This is a genomic window from Paenibacillus sp. OSY-SE (assembly GCF_000283315.1).
Classification (GTDB): domain Bacteria; phylum Bacillota; class Bacilli; order Paenibacillales; family Paenibacillaceae; genus Paenibacillus_B; species Paenibacillus_B profundus.
On sequence record NZ_ALKF01000114.1, the window covers coordinates 1 to 11,692 of the forward strand.

General features: G+C 49.0%; 8 protein-coding genes. All 8 read right to left on the reverse strand.

The genetic code is table 11. The annotated features are described in order from the left end of the window. Positions 1 to 165: 165 nt before the first annotated feature. The gene (glmS, locus tag A372_RS0101060; protein WP_019418999.1) at positions 166 to 2,001 is read right to left on the reverse strand and encodes a glutamine--fructose-6-phosphate transaminase (isomerizing); all 1,836 of its coding nucleotides are present in this window, start codon (positions 1,999 to 2,001) and stop codon (positions 166 to 168) included. A 268-nt stretch (positions 2,002 to 2,269) separates the two neighbouring features. Beyond that, positions 2,270 to 2,455, reverse strand: a complete 186-nt coding sequence (locus A372_RS37045; protein WP_157259379.1) for a hypothetical protein — start codon at positions 2,453 to 2,455, stop codon at positions 2,270 to 2,272. A gap of 434 nt (positions 2,456 to 2,889) precedes the next feature. After that, entirely contained in the window at positions 2,890 to 4,233 is a 1,344-nt protein-coding gene (gene glmM / locus A372_RS0101065; RefSeq protein WP_019419000.1) for a phosphoglucosamine mutase, read from the reverse strand. A gap of 51 nt (positions 4,234 to 4,284) precedes the next feature. Next, positions 4,285 to 5,712, reverse strand: coding sequence for a CdaR family protein (locus tag A372_RS0101070; protein WP_019419001.1), 1,428 nt, complete (start codon positions 5,710 to 5,712; stop codon positions 4,285 to 4,287). Continuing rightward, on the reverse strand, positions 5,705 to 6,529 hold the full coding sequence (gene cdaA, locus A372_RS0101075; protein WP_019419002.1) for a diadenylate cyclase CdaA: 825 nt from the start codon (positions 6,527 to 6,529) through the stop codon (positions 5,705 to 5,707). The genes A372_RS0101070 and cdaA overlap by 8 nt, the downstream gene beginning before the upstream one ends. A 297-nt stretch (positions 6,530 to 6,826) precedes the next feature. Continuing rightward, entirely contained in the window at positions 6,827 to 7,444 is a 618-nt protein-coding gene (locus tag A372_RS0101080; protein ID WP_026010823.1) for a zf-HC2 domain-containing protein, read from the reverse strand. A 218-nt stretch (positions 7,445 to 7,662) separates the two neighbouring features. After that, on the reverse strand, positions 7,663 to 8,229 hold the full coding sequence (gene sigW, locus A372_RS0101085) for an RNA polymerase sigma factor SigW (protein WP_019419004.1): 567 nt from the start codon (positions 8,227 to 8,229) through the stop codon (positions 7,663 to 7,665). A gap of 282 nt (positions 8,230 to 8,511) precedes the next feature. Continuing rightward, a complete protein-coding gene (gene ppc, locus A372_RS0101090) occupies positions 8,512 to 11,304 on the reverse strand; it encodes a phosphoenolpyruvate carboxylase (RefSeq protein WP_019419005.1) in 2,793 nt (930 codons plus the stop codon). Positions 11,305 to 11,692: the final 388 nt, after the last annotated feature.

Sequence of the window (11,692 nt, forward strand, 5' to 3'; positions counted from 1 at the left end):
AATGGTAACTGTCGCACTTCATTTTACAATCCGTCTATAATAAAAAATAGAGAATAAATGTTCATATATTGAACATATTATTCTCTATTAATTATAGTCTATTTAATTTATAAACGGTGCAACTTTATTTCAAATCTACAAAATCAAAACAACATCCTACAACTTTTACTCCACCGTCACGCTCTTCGCCAGGTTGCGCGGCTTATCGACGTCATTGCCGCGAGCCAAGCTCGCGTAATACGCAATGAGTTGCATTGGCACGACCGAGAGCGCTGGAGCAAGCCGCGGCAGCGTCGTCGGCAGGACGAACATGCCGTCAACCGCCTTTTGCACCGCAGTAGCGTTCGCTTCGTCGGTAATCGCATAGACGACACCGCCGCGCGCCTTTACTTCCTTAATGTTGCTCACCATCTTCTCCACCAGCGCAGACTGGGTAATCAGCGCCACAACCGGTATGCCCTCCTCAATCAGCGCAAGCGTACCGTGCTTCAATTCACCTGCAGCATATGCCTCGGAATGAATGTAGGAGATTTCTTTCAGCTTCAACGAGCCTTCCAAGGCGACCGCATAGTCGAGGCCCCGACCGATAAAGAACATATGGTCGTGCTGCGCCATGTCTTCCGCCACCCGCTTTAGCTCGTCAGCCTGCTCCAAGATGCGTTCCACCTGCTCCGGCAAAGCTTCCATCGCCGCCAGCTGCTCCTGAATCCAAGCCTCTTTCTTTGTGCCTAACGACTCAGCCATGTACAGGCTGAGCAGCATGAACGCAACCAGCTGCGACGTATACGCCTTCGTCGAAGCGACGGCAATCTCCGGGCCTGCCCAGGTGACGACCGTATCGTCCGCTTCGCGAGCGACCGAGCTGCCGACCACGTTCGTGATGGCCAGTACCGTTGCGCCGCAGCGCTTTGCTTCCCGGAGCGCCGCGAGCGTGTCCGCCGTCTCACCGGATTGGCTGACGACGATGACGAGCGTCTCTGGCGTAATAATCGGGGACCGATAGCGGTACTCCGACGCGACATCTGTCTCCACCGGAAGACCTGCGCACTGCTCAATGAGCGTCCGTCCGACAAGTCCCGCATGGTAGGCCGTACCGCAAGCGACAATATGCACGTTGCGGATGGCCCGCAATTTCGATGCCGTCACATGCTTCAATTCCGGCAGCTTGATTCCACTTCGTTCTTCCTTGATTCTACCGCGCATCGTGTCGCGATACGCTTTGGGCTGCTCATGAATTTCTTTGAGCATGAAATGGTCGTAACCGCCTTTTTCTGCAGTCAGCGCGTCCCAATCGACAACAATCATTTCCCGAGAAATAAAATTCCCCTCTAGCGTCATCAATTCGACAGCGTCCTTAGTTAGGACCGCCATTTCTCCGTCATTGAGAATGTACACTCGACGCGTATATTGCAAAATAGCAGGTATATCCGATCCAATAAAATTCTCTCCATCACCAATACCGATAACGAGCGGGCTGGCGAATCGGACTGCAACCAGCTTCTCCGGTTCATATTCGGTCAACACGGCCAAGGCAAAGGCTCCGCGCATATGCGACGTTGCCCGCTGTACCGCTTTCACGATGTCTCCATCATATTCTCTCGCAATCAGATGGGAAATTACTTCCGTATCCGTCTCCGAGACAAAGATATACCCGGCCTCGATAAGCTCCTCTTTCAGTTCCATATAGTTCTCGACGATACCGTTATGGACGACAGAGAACTTCATGGCCTCATCCGTGTGCGGATGCGAGTTCACATCCGACGGCTTCCCGTGCGTAGCCCAGCGCGTATGACCGATGCCTACTGTTCCTTGCAGCGGTTCATCCTCCAGGCGCGAAGCAAGCACTGCCAAGCGGCCCTGGGCTTTGCTGATCTGCAAGCCTTGTGGCGTAAACACGGCAATGCCTGCGGAATCATAACCCCGATATTCCAGTTTGCTTAATCCGTCCAACAGCACCGCTTGAGAATCCCTTGTTCCGATATATCCGACAATACCACACATAATCCATATACCTCCGTCATGCTGCGTTCTGGACGAACGTGCACACAGAAGTCATGCTGCTGGCCATACAGGCATATGCATTCAATGATTTATGAGGTTAAAGATAACACCGCAACATCCTGCCCATGGAAAACGTCAAGAGGAGATTACACACTCCGTACGTCTTGCAAGCACAACAGCAATATAGGATAAGGATCCCTTGAACTCTGTGCGCTCCGTCCATCCATGAGGCAGCCCATTTTTTTATATTAAACGTTCATCATATTCACTAATTGATTTCACATTCACCTTCGCAAGCAGGCGTTGTGCGACAAGTCGCCTCGTCGTTTTCCGCTCTGCCATTACGGTGCCGGTGACACACCGGGAGGTCCCCGCCGATAATTTCGAACACCTCCACCTCGTCCACTTGCTGCAGATGTCGAATCTGCCATCCAAGTGCTGGCGCTTTTAACACAGTTCCCGCTTTATTTTACGTCCTGCCTCTATCCTCACTCTCTATTCTGAAATGAAACTTGCACGATTAGACACGTTACTTCACGCAGCGAAGTTCAAAAGACAAACGCTGCACCGAGTCTAGCTCCAATGACACGCCGGCTTCTTGCATGAGCTATGGAAGTTCGACAGTCTTCTCATCGCTCCGTCTCAGAGGAACATGCTTATTATTATATGCATTTCGGTTTTCGTTGGCAATGGGTACACAATAATAGGAAAAAAGCCGCCTTTCTGACAGCATGATAAAACCTCTAACGAGGCCTCTCGAAGATGATCGACCGCGTTTAAAGGCAGGCTTTATCGGCATAAGGAATGTTTGATTTCGCTCTATCGCTTCACAGAACGTAAACATTCCTTAATGGTCAGAAAAGCAGCTTGATTCCTTCGTTTACAATATTAGCTCAATTCCTTCTGCACAACGTCAGCAATGCGCTTTACATACGCTTCGACGACGTCTGCATCTGGGCCTTCCGCCATGACGCGAATAAGCGACTCCGTACCGGACGGACGCACAAGAACGCGCCCGTTATCACCGAGCTCCTGCTCCACAGAGGCAATGACTTCTTCAATTACAGCATTGTCTTTGTACTTGCTCTTATCCCCGACACGCACATTGACGAGTACTTGCGGATACTTGCGCATAAGCGACTTCGCTTCACCCAAAGTCTTGCCGCTGTTGATTAACGTATCGACAAGCTGGATGCCCGTCAGCATTCCGTCTCCAGTCGTATTATGCTCAAGGAAGATGACATGTCCAGACTGTTCTCCACCGAGATTGTATCCGCCACGTCTCATTTCTTCCATGACATAACGGTCACCGACCGCGGTCTTGGCAGTGTTCAAGTCTAGCTTCTCTGCCGCCTTGAAGAAGCCGATGTTGCTCATCACCGTCGTTACGACTGTATCGCCCTTCAACCGGCCGGCACGTTTCATTTCGTGTCCACAAATGAGCAGAATGAAGTCTCCGTCCACTTCTTCCCCATGCTCATCAATCGCAATCAACCGATCGGCATCGCCATCGAACGCAAGTCCGAGATGCGCCCCTTGACGGACAACCTCTTCCTTCAACTGCTCCGGATGCGTTGATCCACAATCCGCGTTAATATTCAATCCAGTAGGTTCCGCCCCGATAGCAATGACCTCTGCACCGAGTTCCTGGAACAAACGTGGAGCCAGCTCATATGCCGCCCCATTCGCGCAATCAAGCACGATGCGCAGGCCTTCGAAGCGGTTCAATACGGTGGATTTCAAGTACTCCACATAGCGCCATTTCGCTTCCGTATCCGTAGTGACAGTACCGAGACCTTCACCAATTGGACGTGGCAATTCATCCGTCTCCGCATCCATGAGACGCTCGATTTCAAGCTCTGTCTCATCCAGCAGCTTGAAGCCGTCAGCTCCGAAAAATTTGATGCCGTTGTCCTCTACCGGGTTGTGAGAAGCCGAAATCATAACCCCTGCATCCGCGCCCAATACCCGCGTCAAATATGCCACAGCGGGAGTCGAGACGACTCCAAGCAGCACAACATCCGCCCCAATAGACAACAGGCCTGCCGTCAAAGATGATTCCAGCATACGTCCGGAGACGCGCGTATCCATCCCGATTAGCACCTTCGGCTTGCCTGAGGCCTCGCCGGTCAACACATAACCGCCGCAGCGGCCAATTTTAAATGCGAGTTCCGCGGTCAATTCTTGATTCGCAATTCCGCGTACCCCATCTGTTCCGAAATATTTCCCCATAGTCTTTTCTCCTAACCTCTATTTAGATGTACCGTTATTTTATGCATTTCGTCATGATGATTGATCATTTTCGGAATTCGAATCAGGAGAGGTATCGTTCGTCTCCGTCGAAGTTCCTGCGTCCTCCTGTACGGTCGGCTTATGCTCCTCTTGTCCCGTCTCACTCTGGCTTCCCTCTGAATTGCCGGCATCCCCTCCCGCGGGAGGGGTCGGTTTCGTATCGGGCTCTGTCGTTACGGGCGTACTATGATCCTGGATTATAATCGTCACCGTAAGCGGTATATTGTCCGCACGTCGAACAAATCTTGGAAGATTGACTTGAAGATTCACCGTATGCTTGCCCGGAGGCAAATCATTTACGTTCGCAATTAATTGAATATCTCCGGCCTTCAGCTCATCAACTAGGCTCGGTGCGCCGACAACTGTGACATCCATCTTGCGGGTAGCCGGTTCCGCAACCGTCGTCTCCAGCCGGTCATTCTCCCCTGTTAATATGATAGGCACTCCGGAAATTACTCTTTGCTTCACGCTCGAAATTTGTAAGTCGACGGTAATCTCACTCGGTTCTATTTTCTCAATGTTCGAAGGAGGCGTCAATCTCACATTTAATTTATATACACCCTCGGCCTTAATCTGACGCAGATCGACCTGCACCCCATCGAAGAATTCAAATTGATCCAGCGCTTCCTGTGGACCGTATAATGTAATCTGGTTAACATCAGGCGTAAGGGTCGATACGGCCAAGCCATCCGGCAATTGACCCGTCAAATTCACCTGCAGTGGCACGCTCTTGAACGGCTTCGTGATCGGTATTTCGACCTCTACCACGGAAGGCGTCATAACCGCGTCCTGAATCTCCTGACCTTTGGAATTATATGCGGTCAGCTTGACCCGCTTCAACATAACGGACTCATTTGCCTTACCAATGTTGACCATGGCCGTCACCGATTTGACCTCAGCCATACGGGATGCAGGAAGCGTCACATGCACCCGGTTCGACGGGCTGACAATTGGCGTTCCGGCTTTGTAGCCTGCTGCCGCTATGCCTTCCGTCTTCACCCGCACTTCAAATTCCTTCGTCTGCACATCCTCCAGATCGACCGTTACGCTCGACGGCAGCATGGAGACAAGCTCGATGCCTTGAGGGAATTCATGGTGAAGCGGAACGACATGTCTCCCTGTACCATACCCGGTCAAATCCAAAGTCACTTTATAATCTTCCGGCAAAGCGGCCGCAATGGTCGTTCGTTTCCCGCGAACTTGAATGCGCACCGTTTCTGGCTTCATTGATTTAATGACCTGCTGCTGCGTATCCAGTCCTATCGTCCGTACCTGAACGCTGTCAATCCATCGTGACTCCATCAACGGTGGCGTCGTTACAGCCGTAGAATCGTCCTTATGTACTACGGCGAAGAGCAAAATACCCAGGACTAGCGCTATCACCTTCGCTGCATTGTTATTCATTAGCCACTTATCCATGATGCTCACCTTTTCGCTTCCAGAACAATCGGCGTTCTTTCTTCGTCTTTGGCTTCAATTCCTCGAATAGCTTGGAAATAAGCGATTCCTCTTTAATGTCTCGTACTACTTGTCCATTCATCGCTAAAGATACCTGCCCGGTCTCCTCCGAGACGACGACAGAAATAGCATCGCATACCTCGCTAATCCCGATGGCAGCGCGGTGTCGTGTTCCCAGTTCCTTGCTGATAAAAGGATTCTCCGACAATGGCAAATAACAGGCGGCTGCCGCGATATGACCTCCGCGTACAATAACCGCCCCATCATGCAGCGGGGTGTTCGGGACAAATAGGTTAATCAGTAGCTCCGAGCTAATGCGCGATTCCATCGCAATGCCCGATTCGGTATATTCATTAAGTCCCGTCGTGCGCTCGAATACGATCAGCGCTCCGATTTTTCGACGCGACATATAATTAACGGATTTAATTAACTCGCCGATGACTCTTGCGGTTTCATCCTCTTCTGCAATCAGACGGCCGCCGAAGAACTTGCCTCGGCCTAATTGCTCCAACGCCCGCCGCAGCTCAGGTTGAAAAATAATGACAACCGCAAGCACACCGAACGTAAACATCTGATTCATCAACCATTTCAACGTATACAAATCAAACCACGTACTAATGGCCCATGTGATGACGAGGATAAAAACCCCTTTCAGCAACTGTACGGCACGGGTTCCGCGGATGAGAACGAGTAACTTATAAATAATGAAGCTGACGATTAGAATATCGATAATATCTTTAATCGTGTCTTTCCACGTCATATCCGTAAAATAATTCATGCAGGTACCCCCGGCAATTCCCTGATAAGATCCTGATAAGAACATCTTTCTCTCTACGTACTAACTATATACTTTTCGATGAGCTGACGCAAAACTCCTTTTCATATGAGAAAACCTCTATCGAGGCCTCTCGAAGATGAGCGGCCGCGTTTAGAGGTAGGTTTTATCGCCATACGAAATGTTTGGTTGCGCTTTATCTCTTCACAAAACTTAAACATTCCTAATGGTAAAAAAACTCTCCTACATTTATCGCAGGAGAGTTGTGGTACGATACGAATGATTTGCGCACTCGCCCGGTTATGGCAATGAAGGCCCTGAACCGAACAGATTCGTAATCTGGTACCAAATCCAGCCTAATGCTTCGTCGATTTGATGAACCGAGCCCGAAATGTTCGCCGTAGATGCTTGGAACACTTTGCCGTCAATGACCGTTACATCACCCTGTACTTGACCATATACCTCGGCCATTCCATTGTGAATCGTCAAATCACCGGCAACCACTTTGTCTGAGGGAACAATAACTTTGTTATTCTCGATAACAACACCGTCCAAGTGTGCTCCTTTGACCATAAGCTGTTTATCTGCATTCCACATGCTAAGCGCACTTGTCATCATGACCAATACAAAGACGGCTGCGACCGTGATAGCCGGGTGTCGCTTCACCCACACCAATAAAGCACTTTGCTGCCTTGGCTTCGGAATGACACTCATAATTCGATCGGTTAAATCATCCGATGTCGGCTGCAAACGATGATTGAATCCGTACAGCAGGCGGTCCGCCTCTTCTAATTGACGAAAACGCTCACGGCAAGCCGGGCATTCAAGCATATGCGCTTTGAGTTCTTTCGCACATTCTCGGTCCAAATCGTCATCTAGTAAGTCGTGCATTAATGAGACGGCTTGTTTGCAATCCATTTGAGCCAATCCTTTCATGGAGTTTCCAAATAGAAACGGCTGTACCACCGTTAATTGCAAGGGCGGAATGTATGTGCAGGATGAAGCTCGTTCATCCAAAGTAACCCGCATGCTCCGCTCTTGTCCGGTTCCATGCGTAGGACGCACGTTATGCCGGTTTGATATACGATACGACTTGAGATCAAAATAGTTTCAAACTTTTAACCCGCTATTATTTGTCAGATTTTCCGTTCGAGCTTTTTGCGGAGAAATTCACGTCCCCGATGGACCCTCGTCTTAATCGTCGTGACAGGCATATCCAGCACGTCGCTAATCTCTTGCAAGGACATATCCTGCAAGTAGCGAAGTATCATCACCGTCTTATACTTGGCTGGCAGACTGTTAATAGCCTCATGCACCATGCGCTGTGTTTCGCTCACAATCAAATACGACTCCGGTGTCCGGTCGTCGCTTGGAATCATCGCGTAGCCGTCAATGCCTTCTTGTTCAGTCATCTCCGCATCCAACGAATAGCTTGGCTTACGCTTGCGCAGACGGTCGATGCATAAGTTCGTCCCGATACGATATATCCAGGTCGAGAACTTCTGATTATCATCATACCGATCCAGATTGCGGTATACTCGCAAAAAGGTATCTTGAACTACGTCTTCCGCTTCATGCCGATTGCTCAGCATGCGGTAGGCGAGGTGAAATATTTTATCTTTATATAGTTCGACAATCTCGGCAAACGCCCGCGTATCCCCTTTTCGAGCCAATCTCACGAGCCGTTTTTCTAACGTATCCAACGGTCTCCCTCCATCCTCACTGCTCGTTACGCCGATGTCTTCTACAATCATTGAGGTACAATGACAATGCCGGACATCGTAAGCAGGAATCCGAACCTTGGAGCACCGTCATCTGTACTCTTCCCATCCACTTCTGCTCGGTTCCTAGTCATCGCTGCACCAGTCGTTCCTATGCATAAACACAGGAAAAGTCGAGTCTTGATTGCTCAAGACTCGACTGCATCGTCGCTACTTCGTGCTCCAGTCGAATCGATGAATAGCCACTGCACATGCCCGTCATCATCAACCCGTGTTTCGAAGTCCTGCTGCAATGCCGTTAATTGTCAATAACACTTCCCGCAGCAAAATCGGATCGTCTTCCTCAGCTTCACGCAATTCACGCAGTTCGGCCAGCAGTTGAACTTGCATATAGCTCAGCGGGTCCACATACGGGTTGCGCAAGCGAATCGACTCCTGAATGACGGGAACGTTATCTAGAATTTCTTCTTGTCCGGTGATTTGCAGAATCAAATCAGTCGTTAATTTATGTTCTTCTTCAATTGCTGTAAAGATACGCTCCCGGATCGTTTCATCTTTAATCATATTGGCATATTCTTTCGCAATGACCAAGTCTGCCTTGGCGAGCGCCATTTGCAAGCTGTCGATCATTGACTGGAAGAAGGAATAATGCTGGTACATGTCCCGCATAATCTCCATATTCTCTTCTTTGCCTTGATAAAAGCTTTGCAATCCAGTTCCTGCCGCATACCATGCCGGAAGGAGATAACGGCTCTGCGTCCACGCAAACACCCATGGAATAGCACGCAAATCTTCGAAACGATCGCTGTTCTTCCGCTTCGATGGTCTGGAACCAATGTTTAGCTCCCCAACTTCAGGAAGCGGCGTCGATTCTTTGAAGTAAGTCAGGAAGCCCGGATCGCGGAAAATTAAATCCTGATACTTTGTCAAAGAAGCTTGCGAGATATTCTCCATTAGTTCTTTCCATTTGGACTCATACAAATCCGAATGCGGCGTACGTGCCAGCATAGCCGCTTGAATGAGCGCAGAGGTAGCTTGCTCCAAGCTGCGGTAAGCAATGCCCTGCATCGAATACCGCGAGGACAATACTTCCCCTTGCTCCGTTATCTTAATGCCACCGCCAATCGTATGAGGCGGTTGAGCCATAATACTTCGGTTGAGCGGCATTCCTCCGCGTCCTAAGGCACCGCCGCGACCATGGAAGAACTTGAGCTTCACATCATAGTTCTGAGCCATTGCGGTCAATTCCTTAAGCGCTACGCGCAGCTCCCAGTTCGCGGTGAACGCGCCGCCATCCTTGTTGCTATCTGAATAACCTAGCATAATTTCCTGCATGTCATTCATGGCGCTGACGGCACTGCGATAAATCGGAAGATCGAACAACGTCTTCATAATGCCAGGCGCATCATGCAAATCCTCAATGGTCTCAAAGAGAGGCACCGCTTGAAGCGTGCAATGGATAGCGTCGTTCGCTTCTTGACGGAACAAGCCGACTTCTTTCGCCAACAGCATGACTTCAAGGACATCGCTTGCCGCTTCCGCCATACTGATAAGATAGCTCGTGATGCACTTGACCCCGAATTCCTTCTGTGCCTCATAAATCGTAACATATACGTTCAGGCACTCCGTCGTGGAATCGCTATATTGAATATAAGGCGAAATCAGAGGACGCGGGTCGTTCAGCAAACGGTTCAGCAGTTCAATCTTGTCTTCTTCGCTTAGTTGGCTGTAGTCCTCGACAATATTCATATTCGCCAATATTTCCGTCATTGCATTCTCATGTTCCTTGCTATGCTGACGGACATCGAGCGTTGCCATATGGAAGCCGAACAGCTCCACTTGGCGAATCAGTTTACTCACATTTGTATCAGCTACATAATCTGCAAAATGGTGACGCAAGCTGCGGTCAATAACTTTCAAATCTTCCACAAATTCCATCGGCATACGGTAACGCTGCAAGGTGTCTTTCGTGGACTCGTCGGAGATGTTATTCAACTTCTCCAACATATAAGTCAACTTGATACGATATGGTTCTTTTTCATTGTTCCAGAATGGAACGTATTTCAACGTTACGTTCTCCCGATCCTTCGCAATCGAGCTTAACAACTCCTCAGATACTTGAACGATGCTTGTGCTAAAGCTTAATGTGCGGAATAATTCTCTTAATCGTTCTTCATATTTGCGAATGGCCAGGCCACGGTGCATCGTTAATGTCTCCCATGTGACGGAAGACGTAACCGATGGGTTGCCGTCCCGGTCCCCGCCAATCCATGAACCGAATCGGAGGTAAGTCGGAACGTGCCATGCTTGGGTTGGATAATATTTATCAAGGCAACGCTCTAGCTCTTGATACACGTCAGGTAGAACATTGAACAATGTTTCATGAAAATAATACAGACCGTTGCGTACTTCATCCAATACGGTAGGTTTACGATCGCGCAATTCATCCGTCTGCCACAGCGTAATGACTTCATTGAGCAGCTTATCGCGCAATTGCTCCCGTTCACGGTAGGTGAGTGTCGGATTATCTAACAGCATGACGTCTTCGGCGATGCGTTTGTGAATATCGAGAATCGCACGACGCATCGCTTCAGTCGGATGAGCCGTAATGACGAGTTCCAAAGAAATGCTTTCAAGAATTTCTTGCAACTCATTTTCCGAAACTTTCCGCTCTTTCAACTCCAGAATGACACCCTCAATGGAGCCCGGCTGTACCGTCTCCCCGGCAGAGCGCTCGTAATCACGTTTGCGTCGAATCCGATGATTCTGTTCCGCAATGTTTACCAGCTGAAAATAGATAGCGAATGCACGAATCACTTGATGTCGAATTTCAGGGTTCAACGTATTGATCAGCTTTTTGAACTCTTCGTATAATTCAGGCAAAAATACAGCACGTAATGATTTGCTTAATTCCCGAATTTTCTCCACAATGTTCAGCAGTTCATGACCGCCTTGATGGACGAGTACTTCGCCAAGGATATTTCCCAGAAAACGAACGTCCCGCCGCAACAAGTTATTTGAATTGGTTTTGTTTGCGGTTAACGTATGGTCAGTCATTCGTCTCCCCCTATCTCTGCATATTCAGTTCGCACTGAATTGGGCTTTCCTAACATCATACTACAAAATCAGACTAAAATCTTTACTTTTACATGAAAAAATCGTACATTCGTTCTGTATCCCCTTACATTAGTTCGGATTTACATATACAAAAAAAGACCTTTCAGTGAAGGTCTTTATGTACGTTATGGCATGTTTATGCATTTTAATCTAAATGGAGCGGGTAATGGGAATACTCAAACACCGCTAATCCAAAGCGAGTCTTCGACTCGTCTTAGAGGAAGTGTTGACGCGCGTCCTGCTCTGCATTGCTGCGAAGCTGTCACGGACGGTCGAACCCATGGCTCGCTTCCGGCTAAAGATGTGTATGGAGCGGGTGATGGGAATC

Bases quoted from the DNA above. Each gene is read 5' to 3' on its own strand.
- glmS (WP_019418999.1), bottom strand. From the start codon at position 2,001: ATGTGTGGTATTGTCGGATATATCGGAACAAGGGATTCTCAAGCGGTG.
- glmM (WP_019419000.1), bottom strand. From the start codon at position 4,233: ATGGGGAAATATTTCGGAACAGATGGGGTACGCGGAATTGCGAATCAA.
- A372_RS0101070 (WP_019419001.1), bottom strand. From the start codon at position 5,712: ATGGATAAGTGGCTAATGAATAACAATGCAGCGAAGGTGATAGCGCTA.
- cdaA (WP_019419002.1), bottom strand. From the start codon at position 6,529: ATGAATTATTTTACGGATATGACGTGGAAAGACACGATTAAAGATATT.
- A372_RS0101080 (WP_026010823.1), bottom strand. From the start codon at position 7,444: ATGGATTGCAAACAAGCCGTCTCATTAATGCACGACTTACTAGATGAC.
- ppc (WP_019419005.1), bottom strand. From the start codon at position 11,304: ATGACTGACCATACGTTAACCGCAAACAAAACCAATTCAAATAACTTG.